Origin of the sequence: Ammonicoccus luteus, assembly GCF_050880385.1 — a bacterium.
Classification (GTDB): Bacteria; Actinomycetota; Actinomycetes; order Propionibacteriales; family Propionibacteriaceae; genus Enemella.
Map to the genome: position 1 here is coordinate 795,753 of NZ_JBNZCI010000001.1, position 17,130 is coordinate 812,882.

The 17,130-nt window shown below is 68.1% G+C and carries 16 protein-coding genes; 5 read left to right on the top strand and 11 right to left on the bottom strand.

The genetic code is table 11. From position 1 onward, the window contains the following. Nucleotides 1-41: 41 nt before the first annotated feature. Both ACQ260_RS03700 and ACQ260_RS03705 read right to left on the bottom strand, forming a co-directional pair. Nucleotides 42-713, bottom strand: coding sequence for a potassium channel family protein (locus ACQ260_RS03700; RefSeq protein ID WP_432558040.1), 672 nt, complete (start codon nt 711-713; stop codon nt 42-44). Nucleotides 714-728: 15 nt separating this feature from the next. Further along, the gene (locus tag ACQ260_RS03705; protein ID WP_432558041.1) at nt 729-2,057 is read right to left on the bottom strand and encodes a TrkH family potassium uptake protein; all 1,329 of its coding nucleotides are present in this window, start codon (nt 2,055-2,057) and stop codon (nt 729-731) included. Between the two features lie 118 nt (nt 2,058-2,175). On the opposite strand from ACQ260_RS03705, the gene ACQ260_RS03710 reads away from it, so the two are divergent. Continuing rightward, a complete protein-coding gene (locus ACQ260_RS03710; RefSeq protein ID WP_432558042.1) occupies nt 2,176-2,883 on the top strand; it encodes a M50 family metallopeptidase in 708 nt (235 codons plus the stop codon). A gap of 3 nt (nt 2,884-2,886) precedes the next feature. Here ACQ260_RS03710 and nusA read toward each other — a convergent pair whose 3' ends face one another. Beyond that, complete coding sequence (nusA, locus tag ACQ260_RS03715) at nt 2,887-3,861, bottom strand: transcription termination factor NusA (protein ID WP_432558043.1); 975 nt, start codon at nt 3,859-3,861, stop codon at nt 2,887-2,889. Continuing rightward, nucleotides 3,861-4,379, bottom strand: coding sequence for a ribosome maturation factor RimP (gene rimP, locus ACQ260_RS03720; protein WP_432558044.1), 519 nt, complete (start codon nt 4,377-4,379; stop codon nt 3,861-3,863). Before rimP ends, nusA begins: the two co-directional genes overlap by 1 nt. Nucleotides 4,380-4,484: 105 nt before the next feature. Between rimP and ACQ260_RS03725 the strand changes: the two genes are divergently transcribed. Then, entirely contained in the window at nt 4,485-5,498 is a 1,014-nt protein-coding gene (locus ACQ260_RS03725) for a DUF4439 domain-containing protein (protein WP_432558045.1), read from the top strand. A gap of 27 nt (nt 5,499-5,525) precedes the next feature. On the opposite strand, the gene ACQ260_RS03730 is transcribed toward ACQ260_RS03725, so the two are convergent. Continuing rightward, nucleotides 5,526-6,323: a TSUP family transporter gene (locus ACQ260_RS03730; protein WP_432558046.1), complete on the bottom strand. Its 798-nt coding sequence runs from the start codon at nt 6,321-6,323 to the stop codon at nt 5,526-5,528. 176 nt (nt 6,324-6,499) lie between these two features. Between ACQ260_RS03730 and ACQ260_RS03735 the strand changes: the two genes are divergently transcribed. The 3 genes from ACQ260_RS03735 (at nt 6,500) to ACQ260_RS03745 (ending at nt 8,935) form a co-directional block, all read left to right on the top strand. Then, complete coding sequence (locus ACQ260_RS03735; RefSeq protein ID WP_432558047.1) at nt 6,500-6,958, top strand: DUF2871 domain-containing protein; 459 nt, start codon at nt 6,500-6,502, stop codon at nt 6,956-6,958. A gap of 73 nt (nt 6,959-7,031) precedes the next feature. Further along, nucleotides 7,032-8,279, top strand: coding sequence for a sensor histidine kinase (locus tag ACQ260_RS03740; RefSeq protein ID WP_432558048.1), 1,248 nt, complete (start codon nt 7,032-7,034; stop codon nt 8,277-8,279). Next, entirely contained in the window at nt 8,279-8,935 is a 657-nt protein-coding gene (locus ACQ260_RS03745) for a response regulator (protein ID WP_432558363.1), read from the top strand. Before ACQ260_RS03740 ends, ACQ260_RS03745 begins: the two co-directional genes overlap by 1 nt. 4 nt (nt 8,936-8,939) lie before the next feature. On the opposite strand, the gene ACQ260_RS03750 is transcribed toward ACQ260_RS03745, so the two are convergent. The 6 genes from ACQ260_RS03750 to dxr all read right to left on the bottom strand — a co-directional run bounded on the left by ACQ260_RS03750 (nt 8,940) and on the right by dxr (nt 17,028). After that, nucleotides 8,940-10,682, bottom strand: coding sequence for a proline--tRNA ligase (locus tag ACQ260_RS03750; protein ID WP_432558364.1), 1,743 nt, complete (start codon nt 10,680-10,682; stop codon nt 8,940-8,942). A 703-nt stretch (nt 10,683-11,385) separates the two neighbouring features. Then, nucleotides 11,386-12,132 (bottom strand): hypothetical protein, encoded by a 747-nt coding sequence (locus ACQ260_RS03755; RefSeq protein WP_432558049.1) that lies wholly within the window; start codon nt 12,130-12,132, stop codon nt 11,386-11,388. Between the two features lie 152 nt (nt 12,133-12,284). Further along, a complete protein-coding gene (locus ACQ260_RS03760) occupies nt 12,285-13,136 on the bottom strand; it encodes a GNAT family N-acetyltransferase (RefSeq protein WP_432558050.1) in 852 nt (283 codons plus the stop codon). A 14-nt stretch (nt 13,137-13,150) separates the two neighbouring features. Continuing rightward, a complete protein-coding gene (ispG, locus tag ACQ260_RS03765; RefSeq protein ID WP_432558051.1) occupies nt 13,151-14,302 on the bottom strand; it encodes a flavodoxin-dependent (E)-4-hydroxy-3-methylbut-2-enyl-diphosphate synthase in 1,152 nt (383 codons plus the stop codon). 115 nt (nt 14,303-14,417) lie between these two features. After that, the gene (locus tag ACQ260_RS03770) at nt 14,418-15,725 is read right to left on the bottom strand and encodes a M50 family metallopeptidase (protein WP_432558052.1); all 1,308 of its coding nucleotides are present in this window, start codon (nt 15,723-15,725) and stop codon (nt 14,418-14,420) included. A gap of 22 nt (nt 15,726-15,747) precedes the next feature. Then, nucleotides 15,748-17,028, bottom strand: coding sequence for a 1-deoxy-D-xylulose-5-phosphate reductoisomerase (gene dxr / locus ACQ260_RS03775; RefSeq protein ID WP_432558053.1), 1,281 nt, complete (start codon nt 17,026-17,028; stop codon nt 15,748-15,750). Nucleotides 17,029-17,130: the final 102 nt, after the last annotated feature.

Sequence of the window (17,130 nt, forward strand, 5' to 3'; positions counted from 1 at the left end):
GCGCGATCGCGGTCGGTTCCGCGCCCCTGTCCCATTCGCCCTCAGCGCAGCCGGCAGAACGCCTCGACGAGCGGCGTCGCGCCGGCCACGACGAGCTCATCGCCGGCTTGGACGATCGTCTCCGGGCGGCCGTACGCGAAGTCCATGCCGGGCCGCTTCACCCCGACGATCGTCACGTCATAGGTGCTGCGGATGACCGAAGCCGCCAACGTCTTGCCCCACGCGAACTCCGGCGCAACGGCACGCGCGATCGAGAACCCGTCATCGAACTCGATGAAGTCGTTCATATTGCCGGCGACCATGTGCGCCACGCGGCGGCCCATGCTGCGCTCGGGATAGATGACCTTGTGGGCGCCCACCCGTTCCAGGATCAACCCATGCCGCGAGCTCACGGCTTTGGCCCAGATCTGTGACACCCCGGCCTCCGACAGCCCCAGGACCGTCATGATCGAGGCCTCCAGGTCGGAGCCGATGGCGACGACGGCCCTGTCGAAATCGCGGACGCCGATCTGGTCCAAGGCCTCGGGATCGGTCGCATCCAACTGCGCTACGTGCGGAAGCTCGTTCGAATAGCGCTGCACCATGTCCACGCGTTCGTCGATCGCGAGCACATCGATGCCGAGGCGCAGCATCGTGACCGCTGCCGCGTACCCGAACCTGCCCAGCCCGACGACCAGCACCGTGCTCGCCGGCAGCCTGCGCTTCCTGACCATGATGACTCCTCTCGATCAGCCCACGAGGGGGCGTTCCTCGGGCATGTGGATCCGGGACTGGCGTCGGTGCACGGTCATCGCCGCGACCACGGTGATGGGCCCGACGCGGCCGCAGAACATCAGGACCATCAGCACCACTTTCCCGATCGGCGGCATCAGGGGCGTCAGATTCGCACTGAGTCCCACCGTCCCGAACGCCGAGATGCACTCGAACAGGACCACGTCGAGGCGGAAGTGCGTGGCGGACAGGATGATGATCGTGCCGAGAGCGATGAGCCCGATGGCGAGCAGGACCACCGTCAAGCCTTGACGGATGGTCTGAGTGCCGACCGTTCGATGGCCGATCCGCACTTGGGGTTCGCCGGTCACTTCGGACCAGATGACGTACGCCAGCAGGAAGAACGTGCCGACCTTGATGCCGCCGGCGGTGCCGGCCGATCCGCCGCCGATGAACATCAGGGCATAGTGCACCAGCAGGGTCTCGGGTCGGACCGCCCCATAGTCGACGGAGTTGAAACCTGCGGTGCGCGGGAACACCGAGCCGGCGGTCGAGGCGACGATCTTGCCCCACAGGTCGAGCGGACCGATCGTCGCGTGGTTTCGCCACTCGACGATCGCGAAGGCGAGAAAGCCGAACAGCAGCAGGATCAACGTGCCCGCCACCGTGAGCCGGGCATGGACGGACCAGTCGTGCGGACGGAACAGTTTGCGCTGCCGGATCAATTCGAAATACACCGGGAAGCCGATGCCACCTGCGATCACTGCGGCACACAGCGGGAAGATGATCCAGGCGTCGGCCACGAACCCCATGACGTTATCCGAATAGAGCGCGAATCCCGCGTTGTTGAAGGCCGAAATCGCATGGAAGAGCCCGTGCCAGGCGGCACTCGCCCAGTCGTCGTCGTAGGCGGCCCGGAACCGCAACGTGAGCACGACAGCAATCACGACCTCCGAGAGGATCACCGCGAGCGCGATCTTCTGCGGAAGGTGGCGAACGTCACCGAGCCGCGCGCGACTCTCGCTCTGGGTGCTGGTCACCGTCGCCAGGCTGAGTCGCCGGCCCAGCAACAACGCGATCATGGTGGTCAAGGTCATGATCCCGAACCCACCGATCTGGATGAGCACGAGAATGATGACCTTACCCACGGTCGACCAGTGCGTTGCGGTGTCCAGCGTGACGAGGCCGGTGACACACGTCGCGGAGACCGCCGTGAACAGTGCATCGACGGGTGGGGTGGACCGGCCCTCGGCGTGCGAGAACGGCAGCATCAGCAACAGCCCACCGACCCCGATCGCGGTCCCGAACGCGACCGGGACCATCCGGGCGGGATTCCTTGCCTTCATCGAGCCCTGCCGTTGTCCGGGGCCGTGGTGCGGCCTACGATCCGTGGCCCGGACAACCGGGCCCGGAAATGAACAGTACGCCCGGTCGCCGGGTCGCGACACCGTATCGTTCCCGGACGTGGAGTTCTCGTGGCCGGAGTTGATCGACCGGGTGCTGGCCGTCCAGCCGGTCCCGCAGCCCGCGACGGTCGCCGTCCTCGGGGCGGTGGCCCTCGGACTGGTGATCATCGCCTGGCCGCTGACCCGGATGATCATCACGATCGCGCATGAGGCGGGACATGCCGGAGTGGCGCTGGTCACCGGCCGGCGGTTGACCGGCATCAGGCTGCATTCCGACACCTCGGGTCTGACCGTGTCCCGCGGCAGGCCCCGCGGGCCCGGCATGGTCGCGACGCTGCTTGCCGGCTATCTCGCCCCGGGCCTCCTCGGTCTCGGCGCGGCCCTGCTGCTGGCCTCCGGGCGCGCGGCGCTCCTCATCGCCCTGCTCGTGGTCGCCCTGGCGGCGATGCTGGTCATGATCCGCAACCTCTTCGGGCTGTTGGTGCTCGTGATCGGGCTCGCCGGGACGGCCGCCGCGGTGTGGTATCTGGCGCCCTTGCACCAGTCCTGGGTGGCGTACGTCCTCACCTGGACGCTGCTGCTGGCCGCACCACGACCGGTGCTGGAGTCGGCACGGCAGCGCTCCCGCCAGTCCGACGCCGCCCAGCTGAGGCGCCTCACCGGCGTGCCGACGTGGTGGTGGACGTCTGTCTTCCTCGTCGGCACGCTGGCCTGTCTGATGCTCGGGCTGGGAGTGCTGGCGCCGGGTGTCCTGCGGCTGGGGTGAACGTCAGGCCGGCGGTTCGGTGTCGGACCGGATGTCGATGCGCCACCCGGTGAGACGTGCGGCAAGGCGGGCGTTCTGCCCTTCCCGCCCGATCGCGAGCGAGAGCTGATAGTCCGGCACCACCACGCGGGCAGCCCGGGCCTGCGGATCGACGACGCGGACGCTGCTCACCTTCGCCGGGGAGAGCGCCTGACCCACGAACCGGGCGGGATCCTCCGACCAGTCGATGATGTCGATCTTCTCCTCGTTCAGCTCGTGCATCACTGCGCGAACACGCTGCCCCATCGGCCCGATGCACGCGCCCTTGGCCGACACATCCGGGTTGTTGGATTTCACCGCGATCTTGGTGCGGTGCCCCGCTTCCCGGGCGACCGCCTTGATCTCGACGACCCCCTCCTCGATCTCGGGCACCTCGAGGCGGAAGAGCCGCTCGACCAGACCGGGATGGGTCCGGGACACCACCACCTGGGGACCGCGCATCTCCTTGCGCACCGACACGACGTAGACCCGCAACCGCTTGCCGTGGCTGTAGTCCTCGCCCGGCACCTGCTCGGCCTGCGGCAGGATCGCCTCCAACGAGCCGAGGTCCACCCGGACCGTCCGGGAATCGCGGTCCTGCTGGACGACCCCGACGACGATGTCGCCCTCGCTGGCTGCGAAGTGCCCGTATTTCTGCTCGTCCTGGGCGTCCCGCAACCGCTGGAAGATCACCTGCCGGGCGGTCGCCGCCGCGACGCGACCGAAGTCGGCGGGCGTGTCGTCGTATTCGCCGATGACGTTGCCCTCCTCGTCCCGCTCCGGAGCGAGGACCTGCACCCGGCCGGTCTTTCGGTCGAGCTGCACCCGCGCACCGCGGATCGGGTGTTCGGTCTTGTCATAGGCGTTGAGCAGCGCTTCCTCGAGCGCTGTCACGAGGACGTCGAGGGGAATCTCCTTGTCCTTCTCGATCGTGCGCAGGACGGACATGTCGATATCCATCAGTCCTCCCCTTCCTCTGTCTGTGTCTTGTCCTTCTTCGCGGACACGAACTCCACCTGCACGAGCGCCTTCGCGATCTCCGCCAACGGCAGGTCCCGTTCGGTGGTGGTCTGCTTCTTCGGGTCGGTCACGACCTCGAGGGTCACCACTTCCTCGGTGCTGGTCAGCACACGTCCGGTGACCTCTCCGCCCTCGACGAGGTTCGCCTTGACCAACCGGCCGGCGTTGCGGCGCCAGTGCTTGGGCTCGGTGAGGGGCCGCGAGATGCCGCGGGAGGAGACCTCCAGCGTGTACGGCTGCTGGCCCAGGAAGTCCGCTTCGTCCAGCGCGACCGAGATCGCCTTGGTGGCCTCGGAGATGTCGTCCAAGCTCGGGCCGCGGCCCTCGGGTCCGTCGCCGTCGACGACGATCCGGAGCAACCGCCGACGACCGGCGGGAACCGAGTCCAATGAGTCCAATTCCAGTGCGAATTGGGCAAGGAGTGGTGTCAACAGGGAAGTCAGTTGGCCGTCTTTCATGCGTTCCGCACCTCCTGGCGTCTCCGCCGATCCTCTTGTGGCTTCAATTGTCCCGGGCGCCCGGTGTCGGGACAGCATACCCGCCCCGTGCGATAGCGTCGGCGCGTGATTTCCGTGCCCCGTCGCCGCTTCCTGGCCCTGGCCGGGACGGCTGCCCTGGCGGTGACCGGATGCCAGGTCAGCGATCCGGTGGTCCACGGCGGCCCGACCGCTCCCCCGCCCGAGCCGTCCCCCACACCCGAGCCCCTGCGCCCGGGTCAGCAGGCGGCACTGGAGCATGAGGTCGCCCTCGCCGCCTTGGCTGCGCAGGCCCACACCGGGGCCGAGCGCCTGCGGTTGGGTCCGGGACAGGCCGCAGCCGCCGGCTGGATGGCGACTGCCCATGACGCCCATGCCACTGCGCTGCTCGACCCCCATCCGGCCCGTCGAGCCACCACCGCGCCCACGACGGGGCCGTCACCCAGGCCACGACCGACGCCGTCCGGGACGTTGGCAGCGACGACACGGGACCAGGCGATCGACCAGTTGCGCGACCGCCTCGAGCGCGCGTTGTCGGATTATCGCCGCGCGGCCCTCGGCGACCAGGGCCCCACCGCGCTGGTGTGGGGCTCGTTGGCGGCGTACGCCCGGTCGGCCCAGGCCGCGCTGACACGCGACGAACCCCGGCCCCGCCCACCGGTGGTCGAGGTCCGCGAGCTGGAGCCGTGGAGCGACGCCGAAGCCGAGCAACAGGCGCTGCGGCAGGTGCATGCGCTGGTGTACGGCTATCAGGTCGCCATCCCCTGGTTCCCGCGAGCCGAGGGCCAGACGGCCTATGGGGTTCTCGTGCAGCGCCGCGATCTGCGGGACCGGTTGGCCAAGGCTCTCCGCACGCGTGGTCAGGCCGCGCCGGCCGCCGAGCCGGCGTACGCCCTCCCTCACCAACCCACCGACCGCGCGACCGCCGCCGAACTGCTGTGGCGCATGGAGTCGGCGTACGCGCCCTTCGCCGGCGCCTGGCTCGCCGCCGCGACCGATGCCGATGCTCGCCGCGAGGCGCTGGAGAGCCTGGAGCAGTCCGCCGTGCTGGGCGTCGAGTGGGGCGGGCCGCTGTCGGTCTGGCCGGGCTGGCCGAGCTGACCGGATCCGCCGCGGGCGGCCGAGCTGTCAGCCGAAGAACTGGCGCCAGGTGTCGTACGCCAGCTTGAGCACCAGGGCGCCGATCACGATCAGGAATACTTTGCGGACGAACGCGCTGCCGTTGCGCAGAGCGGTGCGGGCGCCGAGCCAGCCGCCGGAGAGGTTCGCGACCGCCATGAGCGCGCCGATCCCCCAAAGGATCTCGCCGTTCAGGCCGAAGACGCTGATCGCGGCCACATTGGTGGTGAGGTTGGCGATCTTGGCTTTGGCGGAGGCTTCGAGAAAGCCATAGCCGAGCACGGCCACCATCGCGATCACGAAGAACGACCCGGTCCCGGGGCCGAGAATGCCGTCATAGAGCCCGACGCTTCCGCCGATCGCGGCCGTGCGGACGATCTCGCCGAAGCCGGCGTGCCGGGGCTGGTGGACCAGTCCTAGCTCGGGCCGGAAGACGGTGAACAGCCCCACCGCGATGAGCGCCACCAAGACGATCGGGGTGAGCGCTGTCTTGGGGATGAGCCGTGCCATCGCGGCCCCGGCTGCCGACCCGGCGAACGCCGACAGCACCAACGGAATCAGGGTCGGCACGTGGAGCGCGATTTTGCGGGCATAGGTGATCGTCGCGGTGAGCGTGCCGGCGACCGAGGAGATCTTGTTGGTGCCGAGGACGTGCGCCGTGGGGGTGTCGGCGGGCAACCCGATCAGCAGAGCCGGCAACTGGATGAGGCCTCCCCCACCGACGACCGCATCGACCCAGCCGGCCACGAACGCCGCCAGCACGAGACCGGCGACGACGGCCAGGGAGATCCCGTGCAGATCGAACACCTGCGCAGTCTGCGCCCCGTGGCGAGTCGGCAGCAAGTCGAGTCCCCGGAACCGCCGCCCGGCGGCCCTCCTCGAGGGGTGCCATCGACCGAAAGGATGATGCGCCGCGGTGGGATCGAGGGGCGGAATTTCCTAGCCTCGAAGGGTCACATTCTCCCACGTCACGGAAGGCATCAATGCGCACCGCACTGTTCCGTTCCGCCGCGATCTGGACCGCTGTCGGTCTGGCGAGCGGCCTGTTCTATCGCGAGTTCACCAAGTTCAACGACGTCGCCGGCGGCACCCAGCTCGCGGTCGTGCACACCCATACCCTGACCCTCGGCACGATGATGATGCTGCTCTGGCTGGCTCTCGTCGCACAGTTCCACCGGGCCGCCACCGACCGGCTGTTCCGCATCGGGTTCTGGCTCTGGCAGGCGGGCCTCGCGCTGACCACTGCGGGACTGCTGGTGAAGGGCAGCCTCCAGGTCCTCGACCACGGCATGCAGAACAGCCCCATGATCGCCGGGTTCTCGGGGCTTGGCCACATGACGCTCACCGCGGCATTCATCCTGTTCTTCCTGGGTCTGCGCCGCGCGCTGAAGTCAGCCGACGGAACCGCCACTCCCGTGGTCAAGGAAGGCGTGCACGTCTGAACCAGGCTGTCGGGTGCGGTGGATGACCCCGTCGGGGTCGAGAAGGGCGGCCGTCGTGAGTAGCGTCACCACCATGCAGCGCGCCATCCGCACCCTCGCCGCACTGCAGCACGTCCTGTTCCTCGCACTCAGCGTCCTCGGTCTGGGCCGGGGGCTGGCCACCGGCGCGCACCCGGCGGCCGCCTTCGGCACCACCGCTCTGCTGCTGGTGTGGTATTCCGCGGGCGTGCTCACGACCCTCCGCGACGGCGGTCACCGTGAGGAAGTGCTCGGGCCCCGTCCCGGTCGTTGGGGGGTGGTGTGGCTCCTGGGTCTCACCGTCTGTTGGCTGGCGACCGTCGCGGCGTCGGGCGAGAACGTGTGGATCGCGTTCCCGCTCTGGCTCCTGGCCGGGCACCTGTTGCCGTTGGGGTGGGCGATAGCGTACGCCGTCGTCGTCCTCGGCGTCGTCGTCATCCGTCCGTGGCATCTGACCGGGGCCTTGACCATGGCCGGGGTGGTCGGTCCGACGATCGGGGCGGCGTTCGCGCTGGTCGTCTCCCGCGGTCAGGTGCATTTGGTGCGGGAAGCGCTGGAGCGGCAGCTCCTCATCGCATCCCTGGTGACCGCGAGGGAGGAGACCGAGACCCTGCATGCGGAGTTGGCTACCGCCCAACGCGAAGCCGGCGCCCTCGGCGAACGCGCGCGGCTGGCGCGGGACATCCACGACACGCTGGCGCAGGGGTTCTCGTCGATCGTCCTGCTCGCCCGAGCCGGTCGCGGGGCGGACGATCCCGAACGCTGGTGGGAGAGCCTCGGCCGGATCGAGGAGACCGCGCGGGACAATCTGGGTTCGGCCCGCGAGGTGGTCGCGGAACTGACTCCTGCGGACGTGACGGAATCGGGGTTGGTCGCGGCGCTGGACCGCCTGCTCGACCGGCTCGCAACAGACACGGGGATCCGCACGGAATTGCATGTCGATGGAGATCTGCGCGGACTGCCGACCGCTGTCGAAGTCGCCCTCCTGCGAACGGCGCAGGGAGCGTTGGCGAACGTACGCCGCCATGCGCGCGCCAACCGCGTCGGAGTGTCGCTGAGTGCGGGAGAAGACGCCGTGCTGCTGGACGTGGTCGATGACGGGGTCGGGTTCGACCCGGGCGCGCTGCCGGCGACACCGGCAGTGCCGGGGCGCGGGGGCTATGGCCTGCTGTCCACCCGGGCGCGGCTGCGCGAACTGGGCGGGCGGCTCGAGATCGAATCCGCCCCGGGCGAGGGCACCGCGCTCAGCGCTCAGGTCCCGCTGTCGGCCACCCGCCCACCCGACCCGTCGGAGGCAACATGATGAACGTGCGCGTGCTGCTGGTGGATGATCATCCCGTCGTCCGCGCGGGGCTGCGCGCCCTGCTGCAGGACCGCGACGGGATCGAGGTCGTCGGCGAGGCCGCGGATGCCGCAGCTGCGCTCGCTCTGGCCAGGAACCCGTCCGTCGCGCCGGATGTGGTGCTCTGTGATCTCCGGCTGGGTCCGGGCGGGGACGGCGTGGACGTGGCGAAAGCCCTGGAGGGCTCCGGCACGAAGGCAGATCGAGGCGCGGTGGCGCCGCCGGCGGTTGTCATCCTGACCACCTTCGACCATGACGCGGACATCGTTCGGGCGGTGGAGGCCGGGGCCGCCGGCTATCTGCTCAAGGACGCTCCCCCGGACGAGATCGTCACGGCGATCGTGCGAGCGGCCCGGGGGGAGACCGTGCTCACCGCCGATCTCACGGCGCGGGTCGTGGAGACGATGCGGGAGCGTACGCGAGCCCCGTTGAGCGACCGCGAACTCGACGTCCTGCGGCTGGTCGCCGAGGGGAAATCCAATCGCGAGATCGCCCGGGCACTGTTCGTCAGCGAGGCCACGGTGAAGACGCACCTCAACCACGCGTTCGGAAAGCTCGGTGTCGCGAGCCGCACGGCAGCGGTGGCAGCCGCGCGCCGCACCGGCGTGCTGGACTGATCCGTCAGCCGGACACCGCGGCGGCGATCTCGTCGACCGCGGTCTCCACCGGCACCTCGCGCCTGTCACCGGTTCTGCGGTCGCGGAGCTCGACGACCCCCTGGGCGAGGCCGCGCCCCACGACGACGGAAGCCGGCATGCCGAGCAGTTCCGCATCGGCGAACTTCACCCCCGGGGACGCCTTGCGGTCATCCAACAACACCCGGATCCCCCGCCTCGTCAGTGCTTCGGCGATCTCGGTCGCCTTCGCGAGGATCTCATCGCCCTTGCCCGTGGCCAGGATCTGCACCGCATAGGGCGCGAGTCCCCGCGGCCAGCACAGGCCTTTGTCGTCACAGGTGGTCTCCGCGATCGTGGCGACGGCACGGGACACACCCACCCCATAGGAGCCCATCGTGACCGTGACCTGTTTGCCGTTGGAGTCAAGGACCTTGAGGCCGAGCGCATCGGCGTACTTCCGGCCCAACTGGAAAATGTGCCCCATCTCGATGCCACGGGCCAACGTCAGCGGACCGGAACCATCGGGTGCAGGATCGCCCTCGCGGATCTCGGCGACGTCGATGTGCCCGTCCGGGGTGAAGTCGCGGCCGCACACGAGGTCGAACACGTGCTTTCCGGGGGTGTTCGCGCCGGTGATCCACCGGGTGCCCTCGACGACGCGGGGGTCGACCAGATAGCTGACGCCGGACCCGTCCTCGTTGCCGCCGAGCGCCTCGGGGCCGATATAGCCGCGGACGAGTTGGGGATAGCCGGCGAAGTCCTCGTCGGTGAAGGCTTCCACGGTCGCGGGCTCCATCATCGCGGCCAAGCGCTTCTCGTCGACCTCGCGGTCGCCGGGGACGCCGATCACCAGAGGTGTGCGCGTGCCGTCGGGCGCCACGAGCATCACGACAACGTTCTTCAACGTGTCTGCGGCCGTATAGGCGGCGTTCGGGAACAACTGGTTCGCGAACGCGACCAGCGACTCGATGGTGGCGGTGTCGGGGGTGTCCTCCACGTGGGCGGCCGGCGCGTCGTCGAACGGGACCGGCTCGCCGGGCGCGAAGCTGACGGCCTCGACGTTGGCGGCATAGCCGCCGGGCGACCGCACGAAGGTGTCCTCGCCGTTCTCGGCGACCGCCAGAAACTCCTCGGACGCCGACCCACCCATGGCTCCGGACGTGGCTTGAACGATCACATAGTCGAAGCCGAGTCGATCGAAGATCCTGATGTACGCCTCACGATGCCGGTCATAGGACCTCTGCAGCCCTTCGTCGTCGACGTCGAAGGAGTAGGAGTCCTTCATGACGAACTCACGGCCGCGGAGCAGACCAGCGCGGGGCCGGGCCTCGTCGCGGTATTTCGTTTGGATCTGATAGAGCGACAGCGGCAGGTCCTTGTAGGACGAATAGAGGTCCTTGACCAGCAGGGTGAACATTTCTTCGTGCGTCGGCCCGAGGAGATAGTCACCATCACGGCGATCATGCAGACGGAAGAGGTTGTCGCCGTATTCGGTCCAACGGTTCGTCGCCTCATAGGGCTCGCGGGGCAATAGCGCCGGGAAACGGACCTCCTGGGCGCCGATGGCGTCCATCTCCTCCCGGACGATGCGTTCGACGTTGTGCAGCACGGCGAGACCGAGCGGCAGCCAGGAATAGATGCCCGGAGCCACGCGACGGATATATCCGGCGCGCACGAGCCAGCGGTGGCTGGGCACCTCCGCGTCCGCCGGGTCCTCCCGCAGGGTCCGGACGAACAGTTGGGACATCCTGGCGAGCTCGGACACGTGCGCTTCTCCTGGGGTGAGTGGATCCTGATCGGCACCACCCTAGCGCCGATATCCGTGCCTCAGATCTCTGCGGTCGAGCGCAGAGCGAGCGTTCGCGGCGCGGATTGCGCCGCACCACAACACAGCCCCGGCGAGCGTGCCCCAGGCCTGCGCGGACGAACCCAAGGAGAGAGCGCAGCGAACGACGACGTGAGGAGCGCAGAGCGAGCGTTCGCGGCGCGGATTGCGCCGCACCACACCACACCCCCGGCGAGCGTGCCCCAGGCCTGCGCGGACGAACCCAAGGAGAGAGCGCAGCGAACGACGACGTGAGGAGCGCAGAGCGAGCGTTCGCGGCGCGGATTGCGCCGCACCACACCACACCCCCGGCGAGCGTGCCCCAGGCCTGCGCGGACGAACCCAAGGAGAGAGCGCAGCGAACGACGACGTGAGGAGCGCAGAGCGAGCGTTCGCGGCGCGGATTGCGCCGCACCACACCACACCCCCGGCGAGCGTGCCCCAGGCCTGCGCGGACGAACCCAAGGAGAGAGCGCAGCGAACGACGACGTGAGGAGCGCAGAGCGAGCGTTCGCGGCGCGGATTGCGCCGCAATTGAAACGCCGCGGCCGACGCACCCTTACGAGTACGCCGGCCGCGACTTCGCGTGACTGACTCGTGTCATGACACGAATCAGAAAGCCTGATCAGGGACGGTGCTTGGCGAAAACGCCGGCGGTCACACCGTCCGGGTCGGTCACAGTGAAGAACGGGGTGTCGGCTTCGTGGAAGACGTCGCCCACGTGGTGGCCGAGGGTCTTGAGCCGTGCGGCGACCTGATCCAGGGGCTCCGTCGTGACGAAACCGATCTGAACCTCGGCCTGACCGTCGGAGCACGCCATGAGGTTGCCGGGCGCCAGGCCGATGACACCCGCGGGCGCCTCGGAGCTCAGGACGCGCCAGTCGACTTGGCCGTCCTGCTGGAGGCTGAACCCGAGGACCTCGAAGAATTCGCTGTCGCCGGCGACCGAGAGGCTGTGGCGCAGGGCCACGATCTCGACCGGGTTGGCGGCCTTCTGAGCCTCGGTGCGGTCGAGCACCGCCTGGCCGACCCAGATGGCCTGGCCATTGGTATCGGTCACGGTGACGCCGGGGGCGCCGACCTCGGACCGCTCGAAGTTGAGGTCATAGGACTCGAAGAGGTCCGCAGCAGCGTTGTAGTCATTGGTGCAGAAAGAGAGCTCGGCGCGGCCGGGGCGGCCACGGTCCGGGTTCTCGTAAAGAGCGACGACACCGCCCTTTGCATAGACGTAGGTCAGGTCCGGATCGTGCTCGTTGAAGAGCACGGGACCCATCCCGAGCGCCTGCAGAAAGTCAACCATGCTGTCCACGTCATTCGTGCCGCGGAACAAGCACACAGTGAAAGTGAGTTCGTTCTGCATGGTGATGGTCATCAATCCTCCCTTGCGGCCGGTCGTTGCCCGGCACACAACAAAATTTACGCGAGGGTTAGCAATGCTAGCTAACCCCGTTCAGCTGAACGGCACGCCCTCGAAAGAGCCAATGAAACCCCTAGTCAAGCGATCATTGAGGCTCTTAGCCTGCCCTAATAGAGAACCGTTGCAAACTCGCCCACCTCCTCGAAACCAACCTTGCGGTAGGTCGCGCGGGCCCGCTCATTGAACGAGTTCACATAGAGGGAAATGGTGCAGAACTCCTCGCGCGCCAGCGCTACGACACCCGCCATGGCGGGCACCGCAAGCCCCTGCCCGCGATAGACCGGATCGAGCCAGACGCCCTGGACCTGGCCCACACCTTGGGCCGCCGATCCGATGTCGGACTTGTAGACCACGCGGCCCTCGTGGAGGATCCCGAACGCCCTGCCCGCGTCGATCACCTGGTGCACGTAGGTGCGATAGGGACCCGGGTCTCCTCCCACAATCGGGGAAACGCCCACTTCCTCCGTGTACATCCTCACCGCGGCGTCGAAATAGGCGTCGGCGTGTTCCCGGCCGATGCGGCGGAGGGCCGGGTGCGGTGGGACCGCGGGCGATTCGGCGAGTGCCATCATCGGCTGACTGGACCTGAGCTCGCGGATGTTTCCCCAGGACTTGCCCCAGTGTTCACTGAGCCGGCTCCAGAGGGCCAGCGCCTGATCCGCGGGACCCACGATCGAGCTGCAGCGCCGGATCCCGGTCAGGGCCCGAACGAACCCCTCGATCGAATCGTCGTCCGCAGCGACCGGCACGACGTTCGCGCCTTGGTGGCAGAGCGAGACCAGCTCACCCTGCCGGAAATAGCCATAGATCGGGCAGCCGAGCCGCCACGATTCGAGGCCGTACGCCTGCACCCGCGCCGCAACGAACACATTCTCGACCGGATCGCGCGCGAGGAGGTCCCGCACCGCCCCGAGGTCGCGGTTGTCGAGGGTGCGGACTCCCGTCCGCCGTGGACTCACGGGATCGCCGATCGTCAGGCGCTGACGCTGACCTCGGGCGCGCCGTCGCCGGGCATGTCCTCGGCGAGGCGCAGTGCTTCCTCGATGAGAGTCTCGACGATGTCCGACTCCTTGACGGTCTTGATGACCTCGCCCTTCACAAAGATCTGACCCTTGCCGTTGCCCGAGGCCACGCCCAGGTCGGCCTCGCGGGCTTCGCCGGGGCCGTTGACGACGCACCCCATCACGGCGACCCGCAACGGAACGGTCAGGCCTTCGAGCCCCGCGGTCACGCGCTCAGCGAGCGTATAGACGTCGACCTGAGCGCGCCCGCACGACGGGCAGGACACGATCTCGAGCTTGCGGGGACGAAGATTGAGCGACTCGAGGATCTTCGACCCGACCTTGACTTCCTCGACCGGATCGGCCGAGAGGGAGACCCGGATGGTGTCGCCGATGCCCCTGCTGAGCAGCGCACCGAACGCCACGGCGGACTTGATCGTCCCCTGGAACGCTGGACCTGCCTCGGTGACGCCGAGGTGCAGGGGCCAGTCGCCCCGCTCGGAGAGGAGTTCATAGGCGCGAACCATCACAACGGGATCGTTGTGCTTGACCGAGATTTTGAAGTCATGGAAGTCGTGCTCCTCGAACAGGGACGCCTCCCAGACGGCAGACTCGACCAACGCCTCGGGAGTCGCCTTGCCGTATTTCTCCAGCAGACGCTTGTCCAACGATCCCGCGTTGACCCCGATGCGGATGCTGACGCCGGCATCCTTGGCGGCTCTGGCAATCGCCCCGACCTGATCGTCGAAGGCCTTGATGTTGCCGGGGTTCACTCGCACGGCCGCACAGCCCGCGTCGATCGCGGCGAAGACGTATTTGGGTTGGAAGTGGATATCGGCGATCACCGGGATCTGCGACTGCCGCGCGATCTCGGGCAGTGCCGCCGCATCGTCCTGACTCGGGCAGGCCACCCGCACGATGTCACAGCCGGCCGCGGTCAGCTGCGCGATCTGCTGCAGCGTTGAGTTGACGTCGGTGGTCGCCGTCGTGGTCATGGACTGGACCGAGATGGGCGCGTCTCCGCCGACGAGCACCTTGCCGACTTTGATCTGCCGGGTGGGGCGCCGAGGAGCGAGAGTTTCGGGCGCCTCCGGAACAGCCGGGACGGGCAGGTCGACGCTCATGAAATTCCTCCGCAAGGTCCAACGGTGTCTCAAGCGGCCCGCGCCGCGGGCCTTACCCAGTCTGTCAGATCAACCAAGGGTGGGCGCTCGGCGCTCGCCGCGGCGCCGACGGTGGTCAGAACAACCGCACGGGATCAATGATGTCGGCAAGGATCAGCACGATGCCGGAGAGGGCGATGAACGCGAACACTGCATACGCCACCGGCAGCATCTTCGCGGTGTCTAGATAGCCCGGGTCGGGGCGACGGAGAAGTCGCGCGAACTGACGGCGTACCCATTCCGCGATCGCTCCGACGATGTGGCCGCCGTCCAACGGCAGCAGCGGCACGAAATTGAACAAGGCCACGAACAGATTGACATTGCCGAGCAGAACCAAGAAGGTCGCCACCTTGTCACCCGCGCCGAGCTGGGTCGTCGTGCTGATCTCGCCGGCGGCCCGGCTGGCGCCCACGACGCTCATCGGGCCATAGATGTCGCGGGGCTGGCCGGTCACGAGGTTCACCCCGGTGTTCCAGATCTTCACGGGGAATTGAGCGAGCGCGACGACTGACATGCGCGTCATGTCGCCCATGTCCTGCAGGACCAGTCCGGGTCCGGCGTGGATTCGTTCGGTGGTCGGCGTGAAGCCGAGGAATCCTGCGTCGACCCGTTTCGCTGGATCCCAAGTGTCGGGCACACCGGTGAGCACCGTGTTGACCGGGGTCAGCGCGACACGGTGACCACCGCGATCGACCACGATCTCGGCACGCCCGTCGCGGTTCTCCCGGATAATGCCCTGCAACTGCCGCCAGTCGTCGATGGGCGCACCGTTGAAGGTCACGATGCGGTCGCCCGGCTGCAGTCCCGCCTGAACGGCCGGAGTCAACGGATCCCCGGGCAAACACTCGTCACGATCGGCCCGGTCGGCGGGCACGACGCACTGCGCCACCCCCTGCACGACCGGCTGAGGGCGATAGCTGCCGTGGATGCCCAACACACCCCACAGAATCAAGAAGGCGAGAACGAGGTTCATCGTGGGGCCGCCGGCCATGATGATGAGCTTCTGCCACGTGCTCTTCTGGAAGAACAGGCGACCGTCGTCGCTGGGTTTGATGTCGGCCCATTCCGCTTCGCGGCTCGACTCGATCATCGTCGCGAGAGGGTTGGCGGAGCTGCCGGCGTCGCGGATGCGGCCGGTCTTCTTCTCCGGCGGATACATCCCCACGAGCTTTACGTAGCCCCCGAGGGGGACCGCCTTGACGCCGTATTCCGTCTCGCCCTTCCGGAAGCTCCAGAGCGTCTTGCCGAAGCCGACGAAATATTCGGTGACCTTTACCCCGAACAGCTTGCCGGGCAGCATGTGACCCACCTCGTGCAGCGCGATCGAGGCCATGATGAGGGCGAAGAAAAGGACTGCTCCGCCGATGTAGATCAGGGTGTCCATGGGTGTCGGCAGCTCCGCGGGGTCAGGCGAACGGTCGGGTCGCGTCGGCAGCATCCTCGCCGGATGCCAACTGCGCGGCCCGGGTGCGAGCCCAACGGTCGGCCGCCCACACTGCGTCGACGGTCACCTGATCGGGCCCGGTGAATGTGGATCCTACGTCTGCTGCCGAAACGGAGCCCTCCGCGCGGTTCGGCACCGGGCCGGCCAGATGCTCCTCGAGCACCGCGCCCACGGTGTCGACGATGTCGAGAAAACCGATCTGCCCGGCGCAGAACGCGTCGACGCATGCCTCGTTGGCGGCGTTGAACACTGCCGGCGCCGTTCCCCCGGCCCGGCCGGCGCGCTTGGCGAGCATGATGGCGGGAAACGCCTCGTGGTCGATGGGCTCGAACGTCCACTCGCCGGCCTTCGTCCAGTCGCAGGCCGGCGCCGCATCCGCGAGCCGGTCCGGCCAGGTGAGCCCCAGCGCGATGGGGAGTTTCATATCCGGCGGCGAGCACTGCGCCATGGTGGAACCGTCGACGAACTCGACCATCGAATGGACGATCGACTGCGGGTGTGCGACAGCCTCGATGTCATCGAGGTCGACGTCATAGAGCAGCGCGGCTTCCAGGACCTCGAGCGCCTTGTTCACCAGGGTCGCGGAGTTGATCGTGATGACCCGGCCCATGTTCCAGGTCGGATGCTTCATCGCCTGATCGGGCGTCACCTCGGCCATCCGTTGCCGGGTCCACCCGCGGAACGGCCCGCCGGACGCGGTCACGATCACCTTCCGCACCTCTTCGCGCCGACCGGCCCGCAGGCATTGGGCAATGGCGGAGTGCTCGGAGTCGACCGCGACGATCTGCCCCTCGGCCGCCGCGTCCGTCACGAGTCGCCCACCCACAACGAGCGACTCCTTGTTGGCGAGCGCAAGCGTGGTGCCCGCCTTGAGCGCGGCAAGGGTGGCGCCGAGGCCGGCGGATCCGGTGATCCCGTTCAGCACCACATCGCATTCCGTGGCTGCGAGCTCCGTTGCGGCGTCCGGACCCGCCAGAATCCTCGGCAAAGTCATCTCCCCCGCGTTCCAGCCGCGGTCCTTCGCCGCGGCATAGAGCGCAAGTTGCAGGTCCTGAACGGCTGATGCCTGCGCAACCGCGACGGCAGCCGGGCGTACCTCAAGAATCTGGCGCGCCAGCAACTGGACGTTCCCGCCCCCGGCGGCCAGCCCGGCGACCCGGAACCGGTCGGGTCGTTCGGCGATCACCTCCAGCGCCTGGGTTCCGATCGAACCGGTGCTGCCAAGAATCACGACGTCACGCACCGGGCCAGTCTGGCACGGGCTCGGACCCGGGTACGGAACTGCTCGCCTGCGGCCAATGCCTTATAGGTTCATCACTTCCGGGGCGTTCGAGAGCGGCTTTAC

What these genes read in the sequence shown, in the direction of transcription:
- ACQ260_RS03700 (WP_432558040.1), bottom strand. Translation starts at nt 713, where the DNA reads ATGGTCAGGAAGCGCAGGCTGCCGGCGAGCACGGTGCTGGTCGTCGGG.
- ACQ260_RS03705 (WP_432558041.1), bottom strand. Translation starts at nt 2,057, where the DNA reads ATGAAGGCAAGGAATCCCGCCCGGATGGTCCCGGTCGCGTTCGGGACC.
- nusA (WP_432558043.1), bottom strand. Translation starts at nt 3,861, where the DNA reads ATGGATATCGACATGTCCGTCCTGCGCACGATCGAGAAGGACAAGGAG.
- rimP (WP_432558044.1), bottom strand. Translation starts at nt 4,379, where the DNA reads ATGAAAGACGGCCAACTGACTTCCCTGTTGACACCACTCCTTGCCCAA.
- ACQ260_RS03735 (WP_432558047.1), top strand. Translation starts at nt 6,500, where the DNA reads ATGCGCACCGCACTGTTCCGTTCCGCCGCGATCTGGACCGCTGTCGGT.
- ACQ260_RS03740 (WP_432558048.1), top strand. Translation starts at nt 7,032, where the DNA reads ATGCAGCGCGCCATCCGCACCCTCGCCGCACTGCAGCACGTCCTGTTC.
- ACQ260_RS03745 (WP_432558363.1), top strand. Translation starts at nt 8,279, where the DNA reads ATGAACGTGCGCGTGCTGCTGGTGGATGATCATCCCGTCGTCCGCGCG.
- ACQ260_RS03750 (WP_432558364.1), bottom strand. Translation starts at nt 10,682, where the DNA reads ATGTCCCAACTGTTCGTCCGGACCCTGCGGGAGGACCCGGCGGACGCG.
- ACQ260_RS03755 (WP_432558049.1), bottom strand. Translation starts at nt 12,132, where the DNA reads ATGACCATCACCATGCAGAACGAACTCACTTTCACTGTGTGCTTGTTC.
- ispG (WP_432558051.1), bottom strand. Translation starts at nt 14,302, where the DNA reads ATGAGCGTCGACCTGCCCGTCCCGGCTGTTCCGGAGGCGCCCGAAACT.
- ACQ260_RS03770 (WP_432558052.1), bottom strand. Translation starts at nt 15,725, where the DNA reads ATGGACACCCTGATCTACATCGGCGGAGCAGTCCTTTTCTTCGCCCTC.